At 58.0% G+C, this 25,603-nt stretch carries 25 protein-coding genes; 19 read left to right on the forward strand and 6 right to left on the reverse strand.

Annotated elements, in window-relative coordinates; all coding sequences use genetic code 11:
• The first annotated feature begins 447 nt into the window (after positions 1-447).
• The gene (locus tag BFG58_RS08810; protein WP_069719678.1) at positions 448-1,401 is read left to right on the forward strand and encodes a nickel/cobalt transporter; all 954 of its coding nucleotides are present in this window, start codon (positions 448-450) and stop codon (positions 1,399-1,401) included.
• 33 nt (positions 1,402-1,434) lie between these two features.
• Here BFG58_RS08810 and proP read toward each other — a convergent pair whose 3' ends face one another.
• Entirely contained in the window at positions 1,435-2,937 is a 1,503-nt protein-coding gene (gene proP / locus BFG58_RS08815) for a glycine betaine/L-proline transporter ProP (protein WP_024906762.1), read from the reverse strand.
• A gap of 650 nt (positions 2,938-3,587) precedes the next feature.
• On the opposite strand from proP, the gene kdgT reads away from it, so the two are divergent.
• Entirely contained in the window at positions 3,588-4,580 is a 993-nt protein-coding gene (kdgT, locus tag BFG58_RS08820) for a 2-keto-3-deoxygluconate transporter (RefSeq protein ID WP_045909208.1), read from the forward strand.
• A 65-nt stretch (positions 4,581-4,645) separates the two neighbouring features.
• On the opposite strand, the gene BFG58_RS08825 is transcribed toward kdgT, so the two are convergent.
• Both BFG58_RS08825 and crfC read right to left on the reverse strand, forming a co-directional pair.
• Positions 4,646-5,521, reverse strand: a complete 876-nt coding sequence (locus tag BFG58_RS08825; protein WP_045909207.1) for a diguanylate cyclase regulator RdcB family protein — start codon at positions 5,519-5,521, stop codon at positions 4,646-4,648.
• The gene (crfC, locus tag BFG58_RS08830) at positions 5,518-7,863 is read right to left on the reverse strand and encodes a clamp-binding protein CrfC (RefSeq protein ID WP_069719679.1); all 2,346 of its coding nucleotides are present in this window, start codon (positions 7,861-7,863) and stop codon (positions 5,518-5,520) included. The genes BFG58_RS08825 and crfC overlap by 4 nt, the downstream gene beginning before the upstream one ends.
• Positions 7,864-8,457: 594 nt before the next feature.
• On the opposite strand from crfC, the gene BFG58_RS08835 reads away from it, so the two are divergent.
• From BFG58_RS08835 to phnP, 16 genes are all read left to right on the forward strand, one after another.
• Positions 8,458-8,793, forward strand: a complete 336-nt coding sequence (locus tag BFG58_RS08835) for a zinc ribbon domain-containing protein YjdM (RefSeq protein ID WP_008500067.1) — start codon at positions 8,458-8,460, stop codon at positions 8,791-8,793.
• An 80-nt stretch (positions 8,794-8,873) separates the two neighbouring features.
• Positions 8,874-9,314: a VOC family metalloprotein YjdN gene (yjdN, locus tag BFG58_RS08840; protein ID WP_069719680.1), complete on the forward strand. Its 441-nt coding sequence runs from the start codon at positions 8,874-8,876 to the stop codon at positions 9,312-9,314.
• A gap of 172 nt (positions 9,315-9,486) precedes the next feature.
• Positions 9,487-10,275, forward strand: coding sequence for a phosphonate ABC transporter ATP-binding protein (gene phnC, locus BFG58_RS08845; protein WP_069719681.1), 789 nt, complete (start codon positions 9,487-9,489; stop codon positions 10,273-10,275).
• A 24-nt stretch (positions 10,276-10,299) separates the two neighbouring features.
• On the forward strand, positions 10,300-11,316 hold the full coding sequence (phnD, locus tag BFG58_RS08850) for a phosphonate ABC transporter substrate-binding protein (protein ID WP_024906756.1): 1,017 nt from the start codon (positions 10,300-10,302) through the stop codon (positions 11,314-11,316).
• Positions 11,317-11,418: 102 nt separating this feature from the next.
• Positions 11,419-12,198, forward strand: a complete 780-nt coding sequence (gene phnE, locus BFG58_RS08855; RefSeq protein ID WP_048226491.1) for a phosphonate ABC transporter, permease protein PhnE — start codon at positions 11,419-11,421, stop codon at positions 12,196-12,198.
• A 20-nt stretch (positions 12,199-12,218) separates the two neighbouring features.
• Positions 12,219-12,944, forward strand: coding sequence for a phosphonate metabolism transcriptional regulator PhnF (phnF, locus tag BFG58_RS08860; protein ID WP_023326523.1), 726 nt, complete (start codon positions 12,219-12,221; stop codon positions 12,942-12,944).
• Complete coding sequence (phnG, locus tag BFG58_RS08865) at positions 12,945-13,397, forward strand: phosphonate C-P lyase system protein PhnG (RefSeq protein ID WP_045909201.1); 453 nt, start codon at positions 12,945-12,947, stop codon at positions 13,395-13,397.
• Positions 13,394-13,978, forward strand: coding sequence for a phosphonate C-P lyase system protein PhnH (gene phnH, locus BFG58_RS08870; RefSeq protein WP_069719682.1), 585 nt, complete (start codon positions 13,394-13,396; stop codon positions 13,976-13,978). The genes phnG and phnH overlap by 4 nt, the downstream gene beginning before the upstream one ends.
• Positions 13,978-15,042 (forward strand): carbon-phosphorus lyase complex subunit PhnI, encoded by a 1,065-nt coding sequence (locus BFG58_RS08875; protein ID WP_069719683.1) that lies wholly within the window; start codon positions 13,978-13,980, stop codon positions 15,040-15,042. The genes phnH and BFG58_RS08875 overlap by 1 nt, the downstream gene beginning before the upstream one ends.
• On the forward strand, positions 15,035-15,880 hold the full coding sequence (locus BFG58_RS08880) for an alpha-D-ribose 1-methylphosphonate 5-phosphate C-P-lyase PhnJ (protein ID WP_032650644.1): 846 nt from the start codon (positions 15,035-15,037) through the stop codon (positions 15,878-15,880). Before BFG58_RS08875 ends, BFG58_RS08880 begins: the two co-directional genes overlap by 8 nt.
• Entirely contained in the window at positions 15,877-16,632 is a 756-nt protein-coding gene (phnK, locus tag BFG58_RS08885; RefSeq protein WP_069719684.1) for a phosphonate C-P lyase system protein PhnK, read from the forward strand. Before BFG58_RS08880 ends, phnK begins: the two co-directional genes overlap by 4 nt.
• A gap of 157 nt (positions 16,633-16,789) precedes the next feature.
• Entirely contained in the window at positions 16,790-17,470 is a 681-nt protein-coding gene (phnL, locus tag BFG58_RS08890) for a phosphonate C-P lyase system protein PhnL (protein WP_069719685.1), read from the forward strand.
• Positions 17,467-18,603, forward strand: a complete 1,137-nt coding sequence (gene phnM / locus BFG58_RS08895) for an alpha-D-ribose 1-methylphosphonate 5-triphosphate diphosphatase (protein WP_069719686.1) — start codon at positions 17,467-17,469, stop codon at positions 18,601-18,603. Before phnL ends, phnM begins: the two co-directional genes overlap by 4 nt.
• Positions 18,600-19,151: a ribose 1,5-bisphosphokinase gene (gene phnN / locus BFG58_RS08900; protein WP_139125300.1), complete on the forward strand. Its 552-nt coding sequence runs from the start codon at positions 18,600-18,602 to the stop codon at positions 19,149-19,151. Before phnM ends, phnN begins: the two co-directional genes overlap by 4 nt.
• The gene (gene phnO / locus BFG58_RS08905; RefSeq protein ID WP_045909193.1) at positions 19,144-19,578 is read left to right on the forward strand and encodes an aminoalkylphosphonate N-acetyltransferase; all 435 of its coding nucleotides are present in this window, start codon (positions 19,144-19,146) and stop codon (positions 19,576-19,578) included. The genes phnN and phnO overlap by 8 nt, the downstream gene beginning before the upstream one ends.
• Positions 19,579-19,587: 9 nt before the next feature.
• Positions 19,588-20,346: a phosphonate metabolism protein PhnP gene (gene phnP, locus BFG58_RS08910; protein ID WP_069719688.1), complete on the forward strand. Its 759-nt coding sequence runs from the start codon at positions 19,588-19,590 to the stop codon at positions 20,344-20,346.
• Between the two features lie 82 nt (positions 20,347-20,428).
• On the opposite strand, the gene yjdP is transcribed toward phnP, so the two are convergent.
• The 3 genes from yjdP to BFG58_RS08925 form a co-directional block, all read right to left on the reverse strand.
• A complete protein-coding gene (gene yjdP / locus BFG58_RS08915; protein ID WP_033144428.1) occupies positions 20,429-20,752 on the reverse strand; it encodes a DDRRRQL repeat protein YjdP in 324 nt (107 codons plus the stop codon).
• Positions 20,753-20,827: 75 nt separating this feature from the next.
• Entirely contained in the window at positions 20,828-21,454 is a 627-nt protein-coding gene (locus BFG58_RS08920; RefSeq protein WP_008500049.1) for a GNAT family N-acetyltransferase, read from the reverse strand.
• 121 nt (positions 21,455-21,575) lie between these two features.
• Positions 21,576-23,855, reverse strand: coding sequence for a hybrid sensor histidine kinase/response regulator (locus BFG58_RS08925; RefSeq protein ID WP_069719689.1), 2,280 nt, complete (start codon positions 23,853-23,855; stop codon positions 21,576-21,578).
• A gap of 233 nt (positions 23,856-24,088) precedes the next feature.
• Here BFG58_RS08925 and BFG58_RS08930 point away from each other — a divergent pair, with 233 nt between their 5' ends.
• Positions 24,089-25,603 (forward strand): sugar ABC transporter ATP-binding protein, encoded by a 1,515-nt coding sequence (locus BFG58_RS08930; protein ID WP_069719690.1) that lies wholly within the window; start codon positions 24,089-24,091, stop codon positions 25,601-25,603.

The raw sequence follows: 25,603 nt of genomic DNA on the forward strand, positions 1-25,603 counted from the left end.
CTCAGAGACTTGGTATTCATTTATTGTCCGAAGACATTAAGAATCCATGTCACTTTGAGTGCCCACACAGATTGTCTGATAAATTGTTAAAGAGCAGTGCAACGCGGCTTTCGCTCACCGTTGCGAGGTGGCGTATATTACGCTTTCCTCTTTCAGAGTCAACCCGTTATTTCAGGATTTTTTCTCTTCAACCGAACCGCTTGTTGTGTGAAGTGATTCACATCCGCCGTGTCGATGGAGGCGCATTATAGGGAGTTCCCGAACGACCGCAACCGAAAAGTTGCAAAAAAATGACTGACTGCTGCATTCCCCAGCAAAACCCCGCCTTATACCATTTTATGCACATAGTTATCCACAATCATGCACGGATCCGGACGCGATCCCACGAATTGAGCGGGAAGATCAACTATACTAGCGGCAAATACTCTCCTCTGTGCAGGCCGCTTCATGACCACACAACGCCTCACCCGTGACTGGCGTCTCCCTACCGCTGGGTTGATGCTGCTGGCAATTCTCTTTGCCGGTTTTACCCTGCATACGCACTGGAACGCCTTTATCCAGTGGTGTCTTGCCACGCAAATTACCCTGCACCGTTATCTGGTGATGTACCTGCTGCAGCTGAATAACCACCAGTACAGCGGTGGGTTATGGCTGTTAACGGGGGCTTTCCTTTATGGTGTTCTTCATGCCATCGGACCTGGGCACGGAAAATTCATTGTGACGACCTATCTGACCACCAATAAGGAAAGCGAGCTGGCCGCCCGGGTCGTCCCCTTCCTGGGTAGCCTGATGCAGGGCGTCAGCGCCATTCTGTTTGTCTTTATTCTAGCGGTGGGGTTCAACCTCGCCTCAGGGGATATCAGTACCAGCCGCTGGTACGTGGAGAAGATCAGCGCAGTACTTATTGGCGCATTCGGCGCATTTGTCATTTACCAGGCGCTGAAGAGTCTGCGCCCGCGCAGGATGTCTGTCTCAGCCATTAAGCCGCTTCATCAGCACGACGAACACTGTGGCTGCGGCCATCACGGCGTAGGTACAGACCTGACGCAGGGCGACTGGAAAACCCGTCTGGGCGTAATTCTGGCAATTGGGGCACGCCCGTGCAGCGGGGCGATCATGATTCTGATGTTTTCGAACGCGCTGGGCATCATTACCTGGGGAGTGGCCGCAGTCATGACTATGTCTTTGGGAACCGCGCTCTCTATTGTGGGGCTTTCCCTGGCTGTACGGTACGCCCGCGAACGTACGGTGACCTGGTTCGGAGAAAGCGCCTCATTAAGATGGCTGGTGCCGGCAGTCAAAATAGCCGGAGGGGTAGTCCTGATCCTGTTCGCGACGGTGCTGTTCCTGACGGTGATCCCCATCAGTGCCAATGGCGACTACATCGCCGCCGGATGCTAATAAAAGAAAACCCGCCGTTGGCGGGTTTCTTTATTACTCGTTGATGCGTGGATGCTGATCCACCAGTCGGGAGCGTTTTTTCTGCAGCTCTTCAATCTCGGCGTCAATATCCTCAATCTTCTGCTCTACATTATCGTAGTGCTCACGCAGGATCTCTTTCGCTTCCTGAATATCCGATGCCGCAGGCGTGGCGCCTTTCAGAGGACGATTCGCCGTCTCCTTCATGGTAATACCGGTAATCAAACCAATCACCGCGATCACCATCAGGTAATAAGCCGGCATCATCAGGTTCTGCGTGCTCTCCACCAGCGAGGCGGCAAGCGTCGGGGTCAGACCGGCAATCAGTACCGAGATGTTAAAGGCCGCGGCCAACGCGCTGTAGCGAATGTGGGTCGGGAACATCGCGGGCAGCGTTGAGGCCATCACCCCGATAAAGCAGTTAAGGATCACCGCCAGCATCAGCAGACCGGCAAAAATCAGCCCCAGCACATCGCTGTTAATCAGAATAAATGCCGGGATTGCCAGCGCAAACAGCGCAACGCTTCCCAGAATAATGAACGGTCGACGGCCAAAACGGTCACTCAACAGGCCCATAATCGGCTGTACAAACAGCATACCGACCATGATGGCGATAATAATCAGCACACCGTGATCTTCCGAGTAGTGCAGGTTATGCGACAGATAGCTCGGCATGTAGGTCAGCAGCATGTAGTAGGTCACGTTGGTCGAAATCACCAGACCAATACAGGTCAGCAGGCTGCGCCAGTGCTTAGTGGCAATCTCTTTGAACGATACCTTCGGACCATCCTGCAGCCCTTCACGGTCACCCTGTTCCAGCTTATCGACATGCTGCTGGAACGCAGGCGTCTCTTCAAGCGCATGACGCAGGTAGAGACCAATGATCCCCAGCGGCAGTGCCAGGAAGAACGGTATACGCCAGCCCCAGTCGAGGAAGTTCGCTTCCCCCACTACGGTTGAAATCAGCACCACCACGCCCGCGCCCAGAACGAACCCGGCAATGGAGCCGAAGTCCAGCCAGCTTCCCATAAAGCCGCGCTTACGGTCGGGGGAATACTCGGCAACAAAGATCGAGGCGCCGGTATATTCACCGCCCACGGAGAAGCCCTGTGCCATCTTACAGATCAGCAGCAGGATCGGTGCCCAAATGCCGATGGTGGCGTAAGACGGGATAAGACCGATACAGAATGTACTGATCGACATAATGACGATGGTGATAGCCAGGATCTTCTGACGACCATACTTATCACCGAGCATACCGAAGAACAGACCGCCCAGCGGGCGAATCAGGAAGGGAACGGAGAACGTACCCAGTGCGGCAATCATCTGCAGGCTGGGATCGGCCCCGGGGAAAAACACTTTACCTAACGCATAGGCCACAAAGCCGTAGACACCAAAATCGAACCATTCCATCGCATTACCGAGCGAGGCTGCGGTAATCGCTTTACGCAGTTTTGCGTCATCAATAATGGTGACGTCGCGAAGCGTGATGGGTTTAATCTTTTTCCTTCTCAGCATAGCTATCCTCGTTGACTCGGCCCTGTCTGTTTCACAGTCCAGTTTACGTTCTGTGAACCATGGGATCCGCTCCATGCGAATCGCCTTATTCAAGCGTAGCAGGTTTACTTACATTGACGTTTTACGTCGATACAACCGAACCTGTTGACGCCTGCCTGGGCAGTTAATGACCTTTTTACCCTACCAGCGTTTATATTTGTGATCAACTTCACACATATTTCAGCGTCAGGTCAACTCGTTCCCGGATTTGTCAATGAGTGCAAATAAGCACTTTCTCATCCCCGCCTTTAGAGCCCCTTCACACACATCATGAGTTCTTTCTCAACAAAAAAACAAACCACGTTTTCTCACATCCAATTTACATAAATTTTCATCATCAGGAAGCCATCGATGTTTTTACATTGAATATGTGACAAAGATAACTAAAACGATGTTTTATTTTCATTGAATCAATATTCCATTGATCGCATGATAAATCCGAATACAACGTTTCATGTGTTTTCCAATGAGGTTAATCGAGAGCACGCATTTATTTTCATTGCAGGGTTATCGAGAAATGCCTCTCAAGCAAAAACGCCAATCAATTGAATTTATTGACTAATTTTTAGCACCGTTCGCCCGTCAGGCGGGGTCAGATGTGAGGATTGTCTATGAAGATTAAAGCCACGATAGAACGCATACCCGGCGGTATGATGCTGGTTCCGCTGGTACTGGGCGCCATCCTGAATACCCTTGCCCCTGATACCGGGGCTTATTTTGGCGGTTTCACAAAAGGCATGATAACGGGCACGGTTCCGATTCTTGCTGTCTGGTTTTTTTGTATCGGTGCATCCATTAATTTACGGGCGACGGGTACCGTATTACGGAAATCCGGTACGCTGGTAATAACCAAAATAGCGGTAGCCTGGGCAGTAGCGATGATATGCGCGATGTTCATCCCGGAGACTGGAATTCAGACCGGGTTCTTCGCGGGATTATCGGTGCTGGCGATTGTCTCAGCGATGGATATGACTAACGGCGGATTGTACGCCAGCCTGATGAATCAGTACGGGACAAAAGAAGAGTCCGGCGCATTTGTGTTGATGTCTCTGGAGTCTGGCCCGCTGATGACGATGCTGATCCTGGGGTCTGCTGGCCTGGCCTCTTTTGAACCCCACCACTTTGTCGGTGCGATCCTGCCCTTCCTGATCGGCTTTGCCCTTGGCAATCTCGATCACGATCTGCGTGATTTCTTCAGCAAAGCCACGCCGGTGCTAATCCCGTTCTTCGGCTTCGCGCTGGGGAACACCATCAATCTGAAGGTTATCCTTGATACCGGCCTGCTGGGTATTGTGCTGGGTGTCGCCGTAATTATCATTACCGGTATCCCGCTAATCATTGCCGACCGCGCGATCGGCGGAGGAAACGGCACAGCGGGCGTCGCCGCCTCTTCAGCCGCAGGCGCTGCCGTCGCCAACCCGGTGATTATTGCCCAGATTAACCCGGCCTTCGAACCGGTGGCCGCTTCCGCGACGGCGCTGGTTGCGGCCAGCGTGATTGTCACCGCGATTCTGGTGCCGATCGTCACGGCGCTGTATGCGAAACGCTACGGGAATATGCAAGAGACCCAGCCTGAACCGAAACCAATTGAAATGAATCATTAACGCGCCGCACCAAACCATTCCCTCTCCCCCCCGGGGAGAGGATCAGGGTGAGGGGAAGAAGGGATTCACCCAAAAATCTCTTCCACCATCCCGTCCACCAGCCGTTTTGCCGAACAGAGCCTCGGCATTCCCAGCGCGACGGTCTGCCAGTTTTGCGTCACTGACCAGCTCACCGGATGCTTATCCGCCTGACACCAGTCCCCCAGCCAGCCCAGCATGTCTTTATGATCGATCAATCCCGGCGAAGCTGGCGTTGTCAGCCACTGGTGATAAAAATGGCGGGTCGTGGGGGAGGCATTGATGCCCTGCGCCAGATAGTTAGCCGCCATGCTGCGCAGGTTATCCTTAAGCATTGCCGCCACATCTTCGTTCGCGAGACGGCACGCGTCGCCAAATGCCCCCCAGCGCAGCTCCTCCAGGACGATAAAACAGCGCCCGGCCAGCGACCAGCCATCATAATGCCCGGCCCGCCAGCGGGTAAAAATTTGCTCGCTGTGCTCACCCGCCTGCACCGTCAGGCCGCGCTGGGTCAGCGCCTTTTCCTTATAGGCTGCGCGTTGGGTAAAATGAGACACGAGATCGGCGTACTGCTGCGTCAGTCCGGGGGACTGCAGGGTGCGCGGGTGAGTCTGCTGACGCAGCGCTATCAGCTTCTCTGCCATCAGCGTCAGCGCGAGATGACCCGGATCAAGCATGCTGGCCAGTTTTTCCGCCAGCCCCAGACGCAGCCCCGCATTTTCATTGAGCATCCCCGCCATCGCCCAGGGGCGTAGCCGGGTATGCGTCATGATTTCCTGCGTCAAACGCTCACGAAACTGCAGCTGCTGTGGTCCCAGGCGAGGATGACGCGCTGCGTCTCCCCCCTGCACCAGATCGACCATAAATTTTGGATTAATACACTCCAGCGTTCGCCCGGGGCCGTCCAGTAGTGGTGTTGTCATGGTTGCTCTGCCGCGAATAGGGTTTGAATATCATCGCGTAACAGTCGGGTATCTTCCTGTATCCACGTCGCAGTAGTGATGCTTTGCTTCAACAACTGGCAGAGCGCTCGGGTTGAGTGCTCATTTTGCTGACGCACTGCGAGGCTATCACGCAAGCTTTCCTGTAACCCGGTCAGGCACAACGAAAATTCTGCAAAGAACGTCGCCATTCCTGCCGTAACAGAGACATCGACCTGCGCGGACAAAGCTTTACGTATTTGTTCACAAAACTGATCAATATGTTGCTTAAATTTGTCATGTAGCTGCGCAATGTCGATAACATACCGCGTGCGCGTTTCCACATACTCGTCCCAGCCCCAGCCCGGATTATTGAGCCAACGAGAGACCGTTTCACGCATGCTGCTCCCGCTGGATGGGGGGACGGCCTGGCTGTCGTCCTGCGCAATCGCATCGTTGAACAGCGCCCGCGTATTGAAGTTAAGCTGGCTTGCCTGAAACGCCGGGAAGCTGATCCGCGCCCGAAAACCCGCATGGCTCAGATGCTCTTTAATACGCGTTTCGATGGGACGCATGGCTTCGTTCAGAGAGCGCGCCAGCGTGGACTCCAGCTGATCGAAGCGTAACGCCAGCTCCCGGCCGATCTTCGTCTGGGCATCCAGCATCACCTGCTCGCAGGAGGCGCGTAATTTACTCAGCGCAATCTGCGCCTGCCCTTCATCGTCCAGAACCAGCTGCTTCAGCACCTCACCGCGAAGGTTCGGCCGGTCGGTGCCTGGCAAATCAAGAATCGGGTGCGTGCTGAACACCAGGTCAATCTCATGGTGTAGCGCGGTTTTTTGGGACCCGATAAAGTCCGCGGTAGCGCTCAGCGCTTCCTCAACCTCGTGTTTCACCTCATCGCTCACCACGCACTGACGCGTCTGCAAAAGCGCCATGTCCTCTTCCAGACGTGCGATATTCAACTCCAGCGCCTCAAAGGCCACCGTCAGCCCCTGATAGCGGAAATCGAGATACTCGCGGGCATTTTGCGCGTAGTTGAGCAGCTTATGCGAGGCTGAACGCAGCGCGTATAGCGAGGCATTGGCATAGGCTGCGTAAATCAGTTTGCGTATCGGTTGCTCGAAGAGCGAATCTTCCCAGAGCAAATCGGCAGAATGTCGGATATGGTCGATATCGTCCAGGTCCGCCGTACGCCAGCGACGTCCGAGTGCCGCTTCGGCAAAATCCTGCACCCAGGGTTGCTCCTGATGATCCGGCAGTTGCCCGTGCGTACTCAGCTCGTAGCGCGCGCGGTTCGCCAGATACGCCCACATGGACGAAACGGGATAAATCTGCCCAGGCGAAATATTGCCTTTCATTAAGGTGCCGGAGATCATCGCCCGGATTTGTTCTTCATCGTCGCTATTGCGATCTTTCTGATCGAATTTATTCACCAGCGCATACAGCGGCACCGATTTTCCCGCCGCGGAAATGGCCTGGCGGACTTCTTCATCAGAGATGGATTTGAGCTGGGTATAATCCATCACGGCCAGCACCGCCGATGCGCGGGAGAGTTGCTCGCTGAGCATTTTTTGCAGATGCGGCTGTCCGGCCTCGTTCGGCCCGGGCGTGTCGAGCAGCGTCAACTGCCCGAGGTGGGCATCCAGGCCCGCAAGATGCACGAACTCCACTTCAATGACCGGGATATGTTCGATCGCCGCATATTCTGAGAACGGAAACGCCACGCCCAGCGCCTGGGAAAGTCTCACCAGGTCATTGAGGCTTTTCAGACAATGAAATATCGGCTGCGCGCCCAGATGGTGCTTCTCAAACGCTTCCCCTTTTTCAATGCGCTCCAGCAGCGTATTCATGTCTTTATCAATTTCCAGACGCTGGGCCAGCTTCCCGCGATCGTAATCGCATAGCTGTTTCTGAAGCAGTTGGATCAATTCATCAATCGGGGAGGCATGAGAGAAATGCAGCACCGGCTCCTTCTGGCCCGGCGTGTGGCGGATCAGCGTCGGCAGCGCCGTCATCGGACGATTGCGGTTCGGCAGCACTTCGGTACCCACAATCGCATTAATAGTGGTCGATTTTCCCGCTTTCATGGTGCCCACAATGGCCAGGACCATTTCCAGCCGGGTTATTTTCCGTAATTCATTATTCAGCATCGCCTGCTGCGCGTCGACGCCGCGCGCGCTAAAATGCAAAGGTAAAACGTTGTTCGTTTCGCCTGTAATAGCAGCCGCAGTGCTCTCCAGCATTGCAGTCGGCATTGATTTCAACGTATCAAGATTTTGCAGGGCAAGCTGTAACAAACGCTCCGCTTCCTGACTTAATTCAAAAATGGTCTGTGTGTGCATGATAAAAGCCTTTCCTTAACGCAAATTTATTACTTTTATTAAGCCACTTGTTTTAATTATGTCGTTCAGGCTTATATGATCACGTGTGGAAAACATGTTCGCCGAAATATAACTGATTGAAGATAATCAGAAATAATTCACTATCCTTGCATGGCGTGTATAGCTTCTCTCCTGGCCCGTTAGCCAAAAGAAAAAAGCGTAGCCCATTTTTAAGAAACTTCAGGATATATCATCATTATTTATCCACCTAAAAAGAGAGGTAATGCGCCACTGCCATAAGATATGTAGGGCAGTGAAGTCCGGCGATAAATAACAATGTGTCGCTTCACCTTATCCGAAATGGCAGAGCGTAGCAATTTGCTGCAATAAAATATTCGATATATTTATCGTCATTTCTTCCCACCGTGTTAATGGGTGTAAGCATCGCTTAACTGACTGACAGAACGTGTCACTCCCGATACGCTTTTTGCCTTTTTTAATTCACAATATCACCGACAACGGTGTGGATTTGCGTTATACTTGCCGCCTTTTTCGGCACCCTGCCGTCATTTTGCTGGCACTTTCCAGCGCGTTTACACTTTTGAGGATACCGATATGTCACTTCCACACTGCCCAAAATGCAATTCTGAATACACCTATGAAGATAATGGCATGTTCATCTGCCCGGAATGCGCTCATGAATGGAATGATGCCGAGCCGGCTCAGGATGCTGATGCGCTCATCGTGAAAGATGCGAACGGCAATCTGCTGGCGGACGGTGACAGCGTTACCGTCGTTAAGGACCTGAAGGTGAAAGGCAGTTCTTCCATGCTGAAAATCGGCACCAAAGTGAAGAATATCCGTCTGGTTGAAGGCGATCATAATATCGACTGCAAAATTGACGGCTTCGGTCCGATGAAACTGAAATCTGAGTTTGTGAAAAAGAACTGATTTACCCGCCCGGTGGCGCTTCGCTTGCCGGGCTTTCGGGAACTACACTTAATGGGCTTTTCTTACGTGAGGTAAAGATTATGCCGTTAAGTCCCTATATCTCTTTCGCCGGCAACTGCGCTGAGGCCACCGCCTTCTACCAGCAAGCCGTCGGCGCAGAGCTTCTCTATAAAATTACCTTCGGCGAAATGCCAAAAAGCGATAACAGCGATGAAGGCTGTCCGTCCGGTATGCAATTTCCGGATTCGGCTATCGCCCACTCCAACGTCCGCATTGCGGGCAGCGATATCATGATGAGCGACGGGTTGCCGCCCGGCAGTAACGCGCAGTACGCGGGCTTTACGCTGGTGCTCGACACCCAGGACGTCAATGAAGGCAAGCGCTGGTTCGACAACCTTGCCGATGGCGGGAATATCGAAATGGCCTGGCAGGAGACCTTCTGGGCGCACGGTTTCGGTAAAGTCACCGACAAATACGGCGTGCCGTGGATGATTAACGTCGTCAAGCAACAAACGTCGTAGGCAGGACACGCGCAGCGCATCCGCCCACAGCGCCGGTGGCGCTGCGCTGACCGGGCCTACGATGATTGTCATCAAACTCCGCTCAACTCTTCAAACTCCCGCAACCTGCACTTAACCCAAATGTCACATTGATGCGCCAGCATGAGGCCACATTTATCGTGAGGCCCAGCACATGCAAACTGTCATCCGCGTCGAGAAACTGAGCAAGACCTTCAATCACAACAAGGCTCTGCATGCCGTTGATCTGACCGTCCGGCAGGGCGACATGGTGGCGCTTCTCGGGCCTTCCGGCTCGGGTAAATCCACCCTTCTGCGCCATTTGAGCGGGCTTATCACCGGCGATAAAACACCGGAAAGCCACGTCGAGCTGCTGGGTAATACCGTGCAGCGCGCCGGGCGTCTGGCGAGCGATATCCGCAAGAGCCGTGCCCAGACGGGCTACATCTTCCAGCAGTTCAACCTGGTAAACCGCCTGACGGTGCTGGAGAACGTGCTGATTGGCGCGCTCGGCAGCACCCCGTTCTGGCGCACCTGTTTGCGCTGGTTCACCCCTTCCCAGAAGCAGGAAGCCTTACAGGCGCTGACCCGCGTCGGCATGGCGCACTTCGCCCACCAGCGCGTCTCCACCCTGTCCGGTGGACAACAGCAGCGCGTGGCGATTGCGCGCGCGCTGATGCAGAAAGCGCAAATCATTCTCGCTGACGAACCCATTGCCTCGCTGGACCCGGAGTCCGCCCGCATCGTGATGGAAACCCTGCGCGACATTAACCAGAACGACGGCATTACCGTGGTGGTCACGCTGCATCAGGTGGATTACGCCCTGCGCTATTGCGAACGCATCGTCGCCCTGCGTCAGGGACACGTGTTCTTTGATGGCGCGAGCCATCAGTTTGATAACGAACGTTTTGACCATCTCTACCGCAGCATTAGCCGCGTCGAAGAGAACGCGCAGGCTGCTTAATTAAACCCGATCCGAGGAAAGTACATGAGCTACAAAGCCGTTGCCGCGCTGGCCTTTACCAGCATGTTCAGCCTCAGCACCCTGTTAAGCCCGGCGTATGCACAAGAGCAGGAAAAAGCGCTGAACTTCGGCATTATTTCGACGGAATCACAGCAAAACCTGAAACCTCAGTGGGAACCGTTCCTGAAAGATATGGAAACCAAACTGGGGATCAAAGTGAACGCCTTCTTCGCCCCGGACTACGCGGGCATCATCCAGGGGATGCGCTTTAATAAAGTAGACATCGCCTGGTACGGCAACCTCTCCGCCATGGAAGCGGTGGACCGCGCGAACGGCCAGGTCTTTGCCCAGACCGTCGCGGCAGATGGCTCCCCGGGCTACTGGAGCGTGCTGATCGTCAACAAAGACAGCCCAATCAACAACCTCAATGACATGCTCGCCAAACGCAAAGAGCTGACCTTCGGCAACGGCGATCCGAACTCTACCTCCGGCTACCTTGTCCCTGGCTACTACGTCTTCGCCAAAAACAACGCCTCCGCCAGCGACTTCAAGCGCACGGTGAACGCCAGCCATGAAACCAACGCTCTGGCCGTGGCCAACAAGCAGGTGGATGTTGCCACCAACAACACCGAGAACCTCGACAAGCTGAAGACCTCCGCACCGGACAAGCTGAAAGAGATCAAGGTTATCTGGAAATCCCCGCTGATCCCCGGCGACCCGATCGTGTGGCGTAAAAACCTGTCCGAAAGCACCAAGGACAAGGTGTACGACTTCTTTATGACCTATGGCAAAACGCCGGAAGAGAAAGCAGTCCTCGAACGTCTGGGCTGGGCACCGTTCCGCCCGTCAAGCGACCTGCAGCTGGTCCCGATTCGCCAGCTGGCGCTGTTTAAAGAGATGCAGGGCGTGAAGGACAACAAAGGCCTGAAGGACGAGGAGAAGACCAGCAAAGTGGCCGCGATTCAGGCCCAGCTTGAAGACCTCGACCGCCTGACCGCCGCGCTCGGCGCGATGACGAGCGTGAATAAAGCGGTGCAGTAACGCTTTTCGCCCGGTGGCGCTGCGCTTACCGGGCCTACATTTTGGATCGTAGGCCGGATAAGCGTAGCGCCATCCGGCACATAAAGCCCCACGGAGCCAAACATGCAAACTATCACCCTCCCACCGCCAAAGCGCAGCTGGTTCTCGCTCATAAGCTGGGCCATCCTGCTGGCGGTGCTGGTTATCTCCTGGAAGGGCGCGGAAATGGATCCGCTGCTGCTCTTCAAAGACGCGGGCAACATGGCGACCTTCGCCGCCGACTTCTTCCCGCCGGACTTCAGCCAGTGGCAGGACTACCTCAGCGAAATGGCGGTCACCCTGCAAATCGCCGTCTGGGGCACCGCGCTGGCCGTTATTCTCTCTGTTCCGTTTGGCCTGATGAGCGCCGAAAACATCGTGCCGTGGTGGGTATACCAGCCCATGCGCCGCCTGATGGACGCCTGTCGAGCGATCAACGAAATGGTCTTTGCGATGCTGTTCGTGGTCGCCGTCGGCCTGGGTCCATTTGCGGGCGTCATGGCGCTTTTCATCCACACCACCGGCGTGCTATCCAAGCTGCTCTCCGAGGCGGTCGAAGCCATTGAGCCCGGTCCGGTGGAAGGCATTCGCGCCACCGGCGCCAATAAAATCGAAGAGATCCTCTACGGCGTCCTGCCGCAGGTGATGCCGCTGCTGATCTCCTACTCCCTGTACCGCTTTGAGTCCAACGTTCGCTCCGCCACCGTCGTCGGCATGGTCGGCGCAGGCGGGATTGGCGTCACCCTGTGGGAAGCGATTCGCGGTTTCCAGTTCCAGCAAACCTGCGCCCTGATGGTGCTTATCATCGTCACCGTCAGCCTGCTGGATTTCCTCTCTCAACGTTTGCGTAAGCACTTCATCTGAGAAGCGAGGCTTTGTTTTCTATGCACTTATCCAGACATCCGACCAGTTACCCTACCCGCTGGCAAGAGATTGCGGCGAAGCTCGAAGTGGAGCTGCGCACGCACTACCGCTGCGGAGACTACCTTCCTGCCGAGCAGCAGCTTGCCGACCGCTATGAAGTGAACCGACACACCCTGCGCCGCGCCATTGACCAGCTGGTCGAGCGCGGCTGGGTCCAGCGCCGCCAGGGCGTGGGCGTGCTGGTGCTGATGCGCCCGTTCGACTACCCGCTTAACGCCCAGGCGCGCTTTAGCCAGAACCTGCTGGATCAGGGCAGCCACCCGACCAGCGAAAAGCTGCTCTCTGTCTTACGCCCGGCCTCCAGCCACGTGGCGGACGCGCTGGGTATTCAGGAGGGCGACAACGTCATCCACCTGCGCACCCTGCGCCGGGTCAACGGCGTCGCGGTGTGCCAGATAGATCACTACTTCGCGGATCTCACCCTCTGGCCAGTGCTGCAGAATTTCTCCAGCGGTTCGCTACATGATTTTCTCCAGAATGCGACAGGCATTGCGCTGAAACGCACCCAGACGCGTATCAGCGCCCGCCGCGCGCAGGCGAAAGAGAGCAAAGTGCTCGAAATCCCCAATATGGCCCCGCTGCTCTGCGTGCGCACCCTCAACCACCGTGACGGCGAGATCGACGCGACGGAATATTCCGTCAGCCTGACCCGCGCCGACATGATCGAATTCACCATGGAGCACTGAATGCACTTCGACACCGCCACCCGACAGCGCTGGATGCGCGTGCTGGCCCACAGCCAGCCTGCTGCGCTGTCTGCCCGCATGAACGCCCTTAGCCTGGCCCCCGGGTACGACATCCTCCGCGCGCCGGAGATCGGCCTTGTGCAGATCCAGGCGCGCATGGGCGGCACCGGCGAGCGCTTTTTCGCCGGGGATGCCACCCTCACCCGCGCAGCGATCCGCCTGCACAGCGGCACGCTGGGCTACAGCTACGTGCTGGGGCGTGATAAAGCCCACGCCGAGCGCTGCGCGGTCATCGACGCGCTTTTACAGGAACCACCGCATTTCCAGACGCTGATGGAAACCCTTATTTCCCCGCTGGAGGCCGACCGCGCCGCACGTCTTGCCGCGCGTCAGGCCGAAGTGAATACCAGCCGGGTCGACTTCTTTACGCTCGTTCGCGGAGACAACGCATGACGCTTCAACCTGCTTTTACCCTGGCCGTCCAGGATGCCCAACACAGTTTTCGTCGCCTGCTGAAGGCCATGAGCGAGCCGGGCGTGATCGTCTCGCTGCACCAGCTCTCCCAGGGCTGGCTGCCGCTAAATCTGGCCACCACCAGCGTACTGCTGACCCTGGCCGACAACGATACCCCGGTATGGCTTTCGGGGGCTCTGTCGAACGATATCGCCAACCAGAACCTGCGTTTTCACACCGGCGCCCCGCTGGTCGATCAGCCCCGGCAGGCAATCTTTGCCGTGGCCGACGAACAAATCAGCCATGAACAGCTGAATGCCCTGAGCGAAGGCACCGCCATCGCGCCGGAGACCAGCGCCACGCTGATTTTGCAGGTTGCCAGCCTGAGCGGCGGCCGCATGCTGCGCCTGACGGGCGCAGGCATCGCCGACGAGCGCATGGTCGCGCCGCAGCTGCCAGAGTGCATCATTCACGAGCTGACCGAGCGCCCGCACCCGTTCCCGCTGGGCATTGACCTGATCCTGACCTGCGGCGAGCGCCTGCTGGCCATCCCGCGGACCACCCACGTGGAGGTGTGCTGATGTACGTTGCCGTCAAAGGGGGCGAGAAGGCCATCGCCGCCGCCCATGCGCTGCAGGCGCACAGACGACGGGGCGATGAACAGCTCCCCGAGCTGAGCGTCGCCCAAATCGAGCAGCAGCTAAACCTCGCCGTAGACCGGGTAATGACCGAGGGCGGCATCGCCGACCGAGAACTGGCGGCGCTGGCCCTGAAGCAGGCCAGCGGTGATAACGTGGAAGCGATCTTCCTGCTGCGCGCCTACCGCACCACGCTGGCGAAACTGGCGGTCAGCGAGCCGGTGAACACGGCGGAGATGCGCCTGGAGCGCCGCATTTCTGCCGTTTATAAAGACATCCCCGGCGGCCAGCTGCTTGGCCCTACCTGTGACTACACCCATCGCCTGCTGGATTTTACCCTGCTGGCGAACGGCGAGACGTCGCCGCTCAGCACCTCTGACGCCGAACAGGAACCGTCCCCGCACGTCTTCAGCCTGCTGGCGAAACAGGGTCTGGCGAAAACGGAAGCGGATTCAGACACGCAGCCGGATGACATCACCCGCACGCCGCCGGTCTACCCGTGTTCACGCTCGTCCCGCCTGCAGCAGCTGATGCGCGGCGACGAAGGCTATCTGCTGGCGCTGGCCTACTCCACCCAGCGCGGCTACGGGCGTAACCATCCATTTGCCGCCGAAATTCGCAGCGGCTACATCGACGTTGAAATCGTGCCGGAAGAGCTGGGATTTGCGGTGAACATCGGCGAACTACTGATGACCGAATGCGAAATGGTGAACGGTTTTGTTGCCCCCGAAAATGAAGACCCGCACTTTACCCGCGGCTACGGGCTGGTGTTTGGCCTTGGCGAGCGCAAGGCGATGGCCATGGCGCTGGTCGACCGCGCCCTGCAGGCGCCGGACTACGGCGAACACATCGCGGGCCCGGCGCAGGACGAAGAGTTCGTCCTGGCCCACGCGGATAACGTCGAGGCCGCGGGCTTCGTCTCACACCTCAAGCTGCCGCACTACGTCGATTTCCAGGCCGAACTGGAACTGCTGAAACGCCTGCAACGGGAGCGCAAACATGGCTAACTTAAGCGGCTACAACTTTGCCTATCTGGATGAGCAAACCAAACGCATGATCCGCCGAGCGATACTTAAAGCGGTGGCGATCCCGGGCTATCAGGTGCCGTTCGGCGGCCGCGAAATGCCGATGCCCTACGGCTGGGGCACGGGCGGTATTCAGATCACCGCCAGCGTGATCGGTGAAGCAGACGTGTTGAAAGTGATCGACCAGGGCGCGGACGACACCACCAACGCCGTGTCGATCCGCAACTTCTTTCAGCGGGTAACGGGCGTCGCGACCACGGAAAAAACCGAAGACGCGACGCTGATCCAGACCCGCCACCGCATTCCGGAAACCCCGCTCGCTGAAGATCAGATTCTGATTTTCCAGGTGCCGATCCCGGAGCCGCTGCGCTTTATCGAGCCGCGCGAAACCGAAACCCGCACCATGCACGCCCTGGAAGAGTACGGCGTGATGCAGGTGAAACTGTATGAGGATATCGCCCGCTTCGGCCATATCGCCACCACCTACGCCTACCCGGTGAAGGTCAACGGGCGCTACGTCATGGACCCGTCGCCGATCCCGAAATTTGATAACCCGAAGATGGACATGATGCCCGCCCTGCAGCTGTTCGGTGCCGGACGTGAAAAACGCATCTACGCCGTCCCGCCCTACACGCGTGTCGAAAGCCTGGATTTCGACGATCACCCGTTTACGGTGCAGGAGTGGGACGAGCCGTGCGCCATCTGCGGATCCAAACACAGCTATCTGGATGAAGTGGTGCTGGATGACACGGGCAAACGAATGTTTGTCTGCTCCGACACCGATTTTTGCCGCCAACAGAGCGAGGCGAACGGCCAATGAAACCGCTGCTTTCGGTTAACAACCTGACCCACCTGTATGCGCCGGGCAAAGGCTTTAGCGACGTGTCGTTCGAGCTGTGGCCGGGCGAAGTGCTGGGGATTGTCGGCGAGTCCGGCTCAGGCAAAACCACCCTGCTGAAGTCCATCTCCGCGCGCCTGACGCCGCAACACGGCGAGATACTCTATCAGGGACACTCCCTCTACGGCATGAGCGAGGCCGAGCGCCGCCGCCTGCAGCGCACCGAGTGGGGCGTGGTGCACCAGCACCCGATGGACGGCCTGCGCCGTCAGGTCTCTGCGGGGGGAAATATCGGCGAACGCCTGATGGCCACCGGCGCGCGCCACTACGGCAACATCCGCGCTACGGCGCAACACTGGCTGGAAGAAGTGGAAATCCCCGCCTCGCGCATCGACGACCTGCCCACCACTTTTTCCGGCGGTATGCAGCAGCGCCTGCAGATCGCCCGCAACCTGGTCACGCACCCGAAGCTGGTGTTTATGGATGAACCCACCGGCGGGCTGGACGTCTCGGTGCAGGCGCGCCTGCTCGACCTGCTGCGCGGCCTGGTGGTAGAGCTGAACCTGGCAGTGGTGATTGTCACCCACGATCTGGGCGTTGCGCGCCTGCTGGCGGACCGCCTGCTGGTGATGAAGCAGGGCCGGGTGGTGGAAAGTGGGTTAACCGACCGTGTGCTCGACGATCCCCACCATCCCTACACCCAGCTGCTGGTGTCGTCCGTGTTGCAGAACTGAGGTTGCTGCTGCCGGGTGGCGCTGCGCTTACCCGGCCTACGAATAGCGCACCTGTAGGCCGGGTAAGGCGTAGCCGCCACCCGGCAACACGAACACCGCATCTTGTAGGCCGGGTAAGGCGAAGCCGCCACCCGGCAAAACAAATCGCGAGGCCAACATGATCCACGTACAAAACATAAGTAAGACCTTTGTGCTCCACCAGCAAAACGGCGTGCGTCTGCCGGTGCTGCAAAATGCCTCTCTGGAGGTTAATCGCGGCGAATGCGTGGTGCTGCACGGCCACTCCGGCAGCGGAAAATCGACCCTGCTGCGCTCCCTCTACGCCAACTATTTGCCCGACGAAGGCCATATCCATATTCGCCACGGTGATGAATGGGTCGACCTGGTACAGGCCCCCGCGCGGAAGGTGCTGGAGGTGCGCCGCACCACGATCGGCTGGGTGAGCCAGTTTCTGCGGGTGATCCCGCGGATCTCCGCCCTGGACGTGGTGATGCAGCCGCTGCTGGATCTCGGCGTGCCGCGCGAAACCTGCGCCGCCAAAGCCGCCAGCCTGCTGACACGCCTCAATGTGCCCGAGCGCCTGTGGCACCTTGCCCCGTCGACCTTTTCCGGCGGCGAGCAGCAGCGCGTCAATATCGCCCGCGGCTTTATCGTCGACTACCCGATTTTACTTCTGGATGAACCCACCGCCTCGCTCGACAGCAAAAACAGCGCCGCCGTGGTGGAACTGATCGAACAGGCCAAAGCGCGCGGAGCGGCGATCGTCGGGATCTTCCACGACGAGAGCGTTCGCACCCGCGTCGCGGACAGGCTGCACCCAATGGGGACTCCCGCATGATTATCAATAACGTCAAGCTGGTACTGGACAATGAGGTGGTTGGCGGCTCGATTGAGATCCAGGACGGAACAATCCGCGCGTTTGCCGAAACCCAGAGCCGCTCACCCGAAGCGATGGACGGCGACGGCGGCTGGCTGCTGCCGGGGCTGATCGAACTGCATACCGATAATCTGGACAAGTTCTTCACGCCACGGCCGAAGGTGGACTGGCCCGCGCATTCAGCGATGAGCAGCCACGACGCGCTGATGGTCGCCAGCGGCATCACCACCGTACTGGACGCGGTGGCCATCGGTGACGTGCGCGACGGCGGCGACCGTCTGGAGAACCTGGAGAAGATGATCAACGCCGTGGAGGAGACGCAAAAACGCGGCCTCAACCGCGCCGAGCACCGCCTGCACCTGCGCTGCGAGCTGCCGCACCACACCACCCTGCCGCTGTTTGAAAAGCTGGTAGGCCGCGAGCCAGTCTCGCTGGTCTCCCTGATGGACCACTCGCCGGGGCAGCGTCAGTTCGCCAACATCGAAAAGTATCGCGAATACTATCAGGGCAAATATTCTCTCAGCGATGCGGAGATGGCCCGTTACGAAGAAGAGCAGTTGGCGCTTGCGGCGCAGTGGTCGCAGCCTAACCGTCTCAGGATCGCGGCGATGTGCCGGGACCGTAATATCGCGCTGGCCAGCCATGACGACGCCACACACGATCACGTGCTCGAATCCCACCAGCTTGGCAGCGTGATCGCTGAATTTCCCACCACGTTCGAGGCGGCTGAAGCCTCTCGCAGGCATGGGATGAACGTGCTGATGGGCGCACCGAACATCGTGCGCGGCGGCTCACACTCCGGCAACGTCGCGGCAAGCAAGCTCGCCTCCCTTGGCCTGCTGGATATCCTCTCGTCCGACTATTACCCCGCTAGCCTGCTCGACGCGGCGTTCCGGGTGGCCGACGACGAGGGCAACCGCTTTACGCTACCACAGGCGATTCGCCTGGTGACGAAAAACCCGGCCTCGGCGCTTAACCTGCAGGATCGCGGCGAGATAGCCGAAGGCAAGCGGGCGGATCTGGTGCTGGCCCACCGCAGGGGCGAGCACATCCATATCGACCACGTCTGGCGTCAGGGAAAGAGGGTGTTCTGATGGGAAGACTTATCTGGTTAATGGGACCGTCCGGCTCCGGTAAGGACAGCCTGCTGTCCGCCTTACGGCAGCAGGAGCATCCGCAACTGCTGGTGGCGCACCGGTACATTACCCGGGCGGCGAATGCGGGGAGTGAAAACCATATCGCCCTGAGCGAGCAGGAGTTTTTCACCCGTGCCGGGCAAAATCTGCTGTCGCTGAGCTGGCACGCCAACGGTTATTACTACGGGATCGGCATCGAGACCGATCTGTGGCTGCATGCGGGGTTCGACGTGCTGGTCAACGGCTCGCGGGCGCATCTTTCGCAAGCGCGCGCCCGCTATGGAGCGGCCCTACTGCCGGTCTGCCTGCAGGTTTCACCGGACGTCCTGCGCAGCCGGTTGCAGAGCCGGGGTCGTGAATCCGCCCGTGAGATCGACCAGCGGCTGGAGCGTGCGGCCCGCTATACCCCGTCCGACTGCCACGTCCTCAATAACGACGGAAGTTTGCTACAGTCAGTCGAGATCTTTTTATCGCTTATCCGTCAGAAGGAGAAACAGCATGCCTGACTGCACGCTTCGTCCCGCCACCGCCGACGATGCGCAAATCGTTTACGCGTTAATCTGCGAGTTAAAGCAGGCCGAGTTCGATCGCCAGGCGTTTCACGCGGGCTATCTTGCCAATCTGCAGGATCGCAATATGCGCTATCAGCTTGCCGAACTGGACGGGCAGGTGATCGGCATGATCGGCCTGCACCTGCAGTTTCATCTCCATCACGCGCGCTGGATCGGCGAGATCCAGGAGCTGGTGGTGATGCCGCAGGCGCGCGGATTAAAGGTGGGCAGCCAGCTGCTGGCCTGGGCGGAAGGGGTAGCACGAGAGGCCGGCGCGGAGCTGACCGAACTCTCCACCAGCGTGAAGCGCGTGGACGCCCATCGTTTTTACGTTCGTGAAGGATATACGCAGAGCCATTTCCGATTCACCAAACCGCTTTAGAGGTGCGCTATGAGTCTGACCATCACGTTGACGGGAACCGGTGGCGCCCAGTTGGTGCCGGTCTTTGGCTGCGACTGCGCGGCGTGTCGCCGGGCGCGCCTGCAGGATAACTATCGCCGTCGTCCCTGTAGCGCGGTGGTCAAATTCAACGATGCGGTGACCCTGCTGGATGCCGGTATTCCGCACCTGATGGACGACTGGGCCGCAGGCAGCTTTCAGCAATTTTTGCTGACCCATTACCATATGGATCACGTCCAGGGACTCTTCCCCCTGCGCTGGGGCGTGGGCGCGACGATCCCCGTTTACGGTCCGCCGGATGAAGCAGGATGCGACGACCTGTTTAAACATCCGGGGATTCTGGATTTCAGCCACACGGTCGACCCCTTTGTTATGTTTGAGCTTCAGGGTATGCGGGTCACGCCGCTGCCGCTCAACCATTCGAAACTGACCTTCGGGTATTTGCTGGAGTCGGCCCACAGCCGCGTGGCCTGGCTGTCCGACACCGCCGGACTGCCGGAAAAAACGGTGAAGTTCCTGCTCAACAATCAGCCGCAGGCGATGATTATCGACTGCAGCCATGCACCGCGCGACGAAACGCCGCGAAACCATTGCGACTTAAATACCGTGATGGCGCTAAACGAGGTGATTGGCTGTCCGCAGGTGATCCTGACGCACATCAGCCATCAGTTTGACGTATGGATGATGGATAACCCACTGCCCGACGGCATTGAAGCGGGGTATGACGGGATGGTGCTGGTACTGGACTGAGTTTTGCCGGGTGGCGGCTGCGCCTTACCCGGCCTACGGTCCAGGTTTTTGCAGGCCTGCGTCAGCGAAGCGCCACCAGGCTTTAGCCTCGATCGTAATCGTCTTCTAACCTGCGCTCATCCTCTTCTAACCGACGCCTGTCGTCATCCAGCTGGCGCTGGCGCTCGTCTAAACGGCGGCGTCTGTCTTCGAGCTGCCGACGACGATCGTCGTACTGTCGACTGTCGATTTGACGGCTGCGGTCATAACGATCGTCGTCGTCATTGCTGCGGCTGCTGCTGGGGTTGTAGGCATCGTTGATCGCCTGCTGAATGTTGCCAATAGCATCATCAACAATGTCGGCATGAGCCAGTTGGCTGGTGAGTGACAGCAGACCAAATAACAGAGCAGTTGAGTAACGTTTCATAAGGCCAGACTCGCAGGTGAACTGGCCTTACGATAATGAACAGCAGGAAACGGGGGTAGCGGAGGAATCTCAAATTCAGTTGTGTCCTGGGACTTCCATCAGTTGATTCGCACGCTGTTTATTTTCTGCGACCAGGACGATGCCGTAGCATTTTTGATCCGGCGAATGGCTCCAGATACGATCTTCGGGGATACACCCTCCGTCATAGATAACCTTGCTGCCATCATACGGCCAAAATGCGCCCTGCTCGGTATCGAGAACAAATACAGCGATTTGGTCAGACTCGCGGGCAATTTTCTGCCAGAGCATCTTCCCACCCTCATATTGTTCAAAGTCGCTGACAAGTGTCACGCCACACTGTAATACCAGGGCTTCATACAGGCGAGTTGCCAGTCCCTTGTCACGCTCGGCGGGATCAACACAGATACCTTCTACCTGAATAACATTGGCATCTTCCCAACAGCGCTCGACGGCAATGATATCTTCACCCAAATGCGTTTTACGTTGTAAATCCAGGGCAGCAACAACCCGATGCCGGGGCACCCCATCGAAGGTTTCGATATCCGCTTCAATAATCGCAGCTCTTGGAGTCTGACTATCAAAAATAACATGTAGCACTCGCCCGGAAAGCTCAAACTCATCAACGAGTTTAAACGACCTGGCAATTGTGCTCGGGCTGTATGTTGTAGGCATCACGATCATTTGTGAGTCCCCCTTTGTGAGTACCGGCATAATTCCTTTTATATCCCAATCTGCTAAATTTTGCGCAGATTAACATCACCGGCGTCAACGATGCTCTTGATGAAATCCTAAACAGGGGCATTTAAAAGCATATTTTCCGCAGAGCCTGCGCCAGCTGCGCCCGCGTAAACGGCTTACGCAATAACGGAACGTCCGGCAGCTGAGGATTATGCGAGGGCCGTAAATCCTGGCCGCTGATCAGCAGCACCGGAAGCTGCGGATAATGACTGCGCACATGGCTAATCACCTCGGCCCCGCTCAGGCTTCCGGGTAACATCAGGTCGCTGATAAACATGCCAATATCCGGCGACGCCGCCAGCATGTTCAGCGCCTGCTCGCCGTTGTCCGCTTCGAGCGTCAGATAGCCAAGCTGGTGCAACTGCTCGCACAGGGTCTGACGGACATCCGCTTCATCCTCCAGCACCAGCACCAGGCGCTCACTCTCGACGGAGGCGGTGGCTGACAGCGCTTCATCAGCTGCAGCGGCGGGCTGCGTCGAGCGCGGGAGGTGAAGCCGCACGGTCGTTCCCTGTCCCGGCGCGCTTTCAATCTCCACGCGACCACCGGACTGGCGCACAAAGCCGTACACCATCGACAGGCCTAACCCGCTCCCGCTCCCGGTCTGTTTGGTGGTGAAGAACGGTTCAAAGACCCGGGATTTGACCTCCTGCGACATGCCGCTGCCGCGGTCAATGACTTCCAGCGCCACCATATCCTGCCTGCGTCCGTCGCTGCGGGTAACGCGCTGATTCCAGGTGCGAATTTTAATCACCCCGCTTTGCCCTTCCATCGCATCGCGCGCGTTCATCACCAGATTAATGATGGCGTTCTCCAGCTGGCTGACGTCGATCCATGCGGGCCATGCCGGGGATTGCGCTTCAATTTCCAGGGTCAGGGTGGCGGGCAAGGAGTGACGCAGCAGTTCCCGGAGGTTCTCCAGCAGCGGCTGCATCTCTACCGCATGCGGCGTCAGGGATTGCTTGCGGGAAAACGCCAGCAGGCGCTGGGTCAGTAAGGCGCCACGCTCGGCCGCCTTCAGCGCCCGGCTGATGCGCGGCGCGTCGTTTGATTCGGGGTCGGTGAGCTCAAGACTGCCGATGATCACCGCCAGCAGGTTATTAAAATCATGCGCCAGCCCGCCCGTCAGCTGCCCAACGGCCTTCATTTTCTGGCTGTGCAGCAGCGCCTCTTCCAGCCCCTGACGCTCAATGCGGTCGATCTCCATCTGCGTGGTTTTTTCTTTCAGCAGGCGCGTGGTGTGCTCAAGCGAGGCGGTGTTGCGGGCAAAAACGTTAAACGCGCGCGCCAGTTCACCCAGCTCATCGCGCCGCTGCAGCGCGGGGACGGACACATCCTGTTCACCGTGAGCAAGACGCGACATCGCCCGGGAAATGGCCGTCAGGTTGGAGGCCAGATTGCGGTAGATATACCAGCAGGCACACCCGGTGATGATCAGCGCCAGCACGGCGAAAATGGTGATAAATACGCTGATGGATTGCAGTTCGTGATGGCTCTGGGCGGTGCGAAGCCGGGAGGCCTGCGCCACCTGCTCAACGTACTGATTGATGTCGCTGTTGAGGATCGCCACCAGCGCCTTGATGTGGAACATATACCAGCTTATCGCCAGATCGCTCTCCTCCAGCTGCTTCGACAGCGGGGCGAGCTGACCTAGCTCGGCATTAAAATCAGGCAGAACCGTATTTACGACCGGCTGTGCGGCACGCCGGGGCAACGTTGCGGCCACCGCGTCCAGTTGCTGGATGGTCGCGCGCGGCGAAGGGGTATCGATGGCGGCGGCGATCAGCCGGTCCATCTCCATCAGCTGCTGCGCACCCGGTACGTTACTGTCATAACGGCGGTTGATGTCCTGCAGATGACGCAGGTAACTCTGGCTTTGGTATAGCGAGCTCAGCAGCGCGTTACGCTCCAGATGGCGTCGCTGTCCGCGCTCCAGCATCTCCGTCACGCTCTGCTGTAGCTCATTGCTTCGTTGAATAATACGCGCCACCAGGGCTGGCTCCTGCTGCGCCAGCGGCGCCTCCGCAAGCTGCTCCAGCGAATGGCGCAGGGCCATTTGCGTCTGTTTCAGGCGCTCGGCTTCCCCTTTGTACTCGAGCGCCCCCACCACCTGCGAGAGCCGCACCGCCGCCGTCGCCACGTTGGCGGTATCGCGGGCCAGGTTCATGCTGCCGGTCATATCGTCCAGCGTTTGCTGCTGCACCTGCTCCTGGATTTGACTGGCGTGACGGAAGCCGAGTACCGCCACGCCGCTCACCATCAGCGTCACGGCGACCACCAGCAGATTGAAAATCAGCAGGCGACCGCGGGCGCTGGTGAAGAACGGGGGGCGGCGTGATGGCATGGATTGAGGCTCCTTTGCGGTTTGTTGTCCCCTCACCCTAACCCTCTCCCCAAAGGGGCGAGGGAATGATTTGCTCCCTCTCCCTTTCAGGGAGAGGGCCGGGGTGAGGGTAATTCAATAACTGTGATCCACATTAGCTATTCATAACTATGACAAATATGAACAGCTTCTGACATTTTGCATTTACGCACCTGTGATGAAGTGCAGAAATCGGCATTCACAGGAGATCCGCCATGAGCAGAACCCCGGTATTAGAGATGCGCAACATTGCCAAAACGTTTGGCAGTTTCCACGCGCTCAAGGGTGTGGATTTGACGGTTTATCCCGGTGAGATCCACGCGCTGATGGGCGAAAACGGCGCGGGAAAAAGCACGCTGATGAAAATCCTCGCGGGGGCCTATACCGCCACCCACGGCGAGATCCTGATTGATGGTCAGCCGTTTCACATTAAAGGGCCGAAGGATGCGCTGGCCGCGGGCATCACCCTGATTTATCAGGAGATGCAGCTCGCGCCCAATCTGACCGTAGCCGAAAATATCTTCCTCGGCAGCGAACTGTCGCGCGGCGGGATGGTGCAGCGCAAAGAGATGGCTGCCCAGGCGCAGGCGGTGATTGACCGCCTCGGCGCACAGTTCAGCGCCACCGATCTGGTGATGAAGCTCACCATCGCCGAACAGCAGCAGGTAGAAATTGCCCGCGCGCTGCACCGCAACAGCCGCATTCTGGTTATGGATGAACCCACCGCCGCCCTCTCCTCGCGGGAAACGCATCGCCTGTTTGAACTGATTTTACGCCTGCGCGATGAAGGGATGGCGATCATCTATATCAGCCACCGTATGGCGGAAGTGTATGAACTCTCTGACCGCGTCAGCGTTCTGCGCGACGGGCAGTACGTCGGCAGCCTGACGCGCGACAAACTCAACGCTTCCGAGCTGGTGCGCATGATGGTGGGACGACCGTTAAGCGACCTGTTCAACAAGGAGCGTGATATCCCCCTCGGCAGCCCGCGCCTCAACGTGCATCACCTCACCGACGGTAAAAAAGTACAGCCCTGCAGCCTGCAGGTGCGTTCCGGCGAAATCGTCGGGCTGGCTGGGCTGGTCGGGGCCGGACGTTCCGAGCTGGCACAGCTTATCTTCGGCGTGCGCAAAGCCACGGGCGGCATGATTGAGGTCGACGGCGAGCCGGTGGTGATCCATTCCCCGCGTGCGGCCATCGAAAACGGCATCGGTTTTCTCACCGAGAACCGCAAGGAGCAGGGGCTGTTTCTGGAGCTGGCGGCGCAGGAGAACATCACCATGGCGACGCTGGAGCGCGACGCCACCTTCGGCATGTTAAACCGCAAAAAAGCGCAGGCCATCTCCGATGACGCCATCGCCCTGCTTAACATCCGCGTGCCGCATGCTCAGGTGCGCGCGGGCGGGCTGTCGGGCGGCAACCAGCAGAAGCTGCTCATCTCCCGCTGGGTCGCGATTGGCCCACGCATTCTGATTCTGGACGAACCCACGCGCGGCGTGGACGTCGGGGCGAAAAGCGAGATCTACCGCATCATGAACCAGATGGCGCGTAAAGGGGTGGCGATTCTGATGATCTCCAGCGAGCTGCCGGAAGTGGTGGGGATGAGCGACCGGGTGTACGTGATGCGCGAAGGCAGCATCGCGGGCGAGCTTCACGGGCGTGACATCTCTCAGGAAAACATTATGACGCTGGCAACCGGCGTGAACGACACTCATCATCAGGCGGTGTAA

Source organism: Enterobacter sp. ku-bf2, assembly GCF_001742765.1.
Lineage (GTDB): Bacteria > Pseudomonadota > Gammaproteobacteria > Enterobacterales > Enterobacteriaceae > Enterobacter > Enterobacter quasiroggenkampii.

Coding starts and splice junctions, on each gene's coding strand:
- BFG58_RS08810 (WP_069719678.1), top strand. CDS start 448: ATGACCACACAACGCCTCACCCGTGACTGGCGTCTCCCTACCGCTGGG.
- proP (WP_024906762.1), bottom strand. CDS start 2,937: ATGCTGAGAAGGAAAAAGATTAAACCCATCACGCTTCGCGACGTCACC.
- kdgT (WP_045909208.1), top strand. CDS start 3,588: ATGAAGATTAAAGCCACGATAGAACGCATACCCGGCGGTATGATGCTG.
- BFG58_RS08825 (WP_045909207.1), bottom strand. CDS start 5,521: ATGACAACACCACTACTGGACGGCCCCGGGCGAACGCTGGAGTGTATT.
- crfC (WP_069719679.1), bottom strand. CDS start 7,863: ATGCACACACAGACCATTTTTGAATTAAGTCAGGAAGCGGAGCGTTTG.
- BFG58_RS08835 (WP_008500067.1), top strand. CDS start 8,458: ATGTCACTTCCACACTGCCCAAAATGCAATTCTGAATACACCTATGAA.
- yjdN (WP_069719680.1), top strand. CDS start 8,874: ATGCCGTTAAGTCCCTATATCTCTTTCGCCGGCAACTGCGCTGAGGCC.
- phnC (WP_069719681.1), top strand. CDS start 9,487: ATGCAAACTGTCATCCGCGTCGAGAAACTGAGCAAGACCTTCAATCAC.
- phnD (WP_024906756.1), top strand. CDS start 10,300: ATGAGCTACAAAGCCGTTGCCGCGCTGGCCTTTACCAGCATGTTCAGC.
- phnE (WP_048226491.1), top strand. CDS start 11,419: ATGCAAACTATCACCCTCCCACCGCCAAAGCGCAGCTGGTTCTCGCTC.
- phnF (WP_023326523.1), top strand. CDS start 12,219: ATGCACTTATCCAGACATCCGACCAGTTACCCTACCCGCTGGCAAGAG.
- phnG (WP_045909201.1), top strand. CDS start 12,945: ATGCACTTCGACACCGCCACCCGACAGCGCTGGATGCGCGTGCTGGCC.
- phnH (WP_069719682.1), top strand. CDS start 13,394: ATGACGCTTCAACCTGCTTTTACCCTGGCCGTCCAGGATGCCCAACAC.
- BFG58_RS08875 (WP_069719683.1), top strand. CDS start 13,978: ATGTACGTTGCCGTCAAAGGGGGCGAGAAGGCCATCGCCGCCGCCCAT.
- BFG58_RS08880 (WP_032650644.1), top strand. CDS start 15,035: ATGGCTAACTTAAGCGGCTACAACTTTGCCTATCTGGATGAGCAAACC.
- phnK (WP_069719684.1), top strand. CDS start 15,877: ATGAAACCGCTGCTTTCGGTTAACAACCTGACCCACCTGTATGCGCCG.
- phnL (WP_069719685.1), top strand. CDS start 16,790: ATGATCCACGTACAAAACATAAGTAAGACCTTTGTGCTCCACCAGCAA.
- phnM (WP_069719686.1), top strand. CDS start 17,467: ATGATTATCAATAACGTCAAGCTGGTACTGGACAATGAGGTGGTTGGC.
- phnO (WP_045909193.1), top strand. CDS start 19,144: ATGCCTGACTGCACGCTTCGTCCCGCCACCGCCGACGATGCGCAAATC.
- phnP (WP_069719688.1), top strand. CDS start 19,588: ATGAGTCTGACCATCACGTTGACGGGAACCGGTGGCGCCCAGTTGGTG.
- yjdP (WP_033144428.1), bottom strand. CDS start 20,752: ATGAAACGTTACTCAACTGCTCTGTTATTTGGTCTGCTGTCACTCACC.
- BFG58_RS08920 (WP_008500049.1), bottom strand. CDS start 21,454: ATGATCGTGATGCCTACAACATACAGCCCGAGCACAATTGCCAGGTCG.
- BFG58_RS08925 (WP_069719689.1), bottom strand. CDS start 23,855: ATGCCATCACGCCGCCCCCCGTTCTTCACCAGCGCCCGCGGTCGCCTG.
- BFG58_RS08930 (WP_069719690.1), top strand. CDS start 24,089: ATGAGCAGAACCCCGGTATTAGAGATGCGCAACATTGCCAAAACGTTT.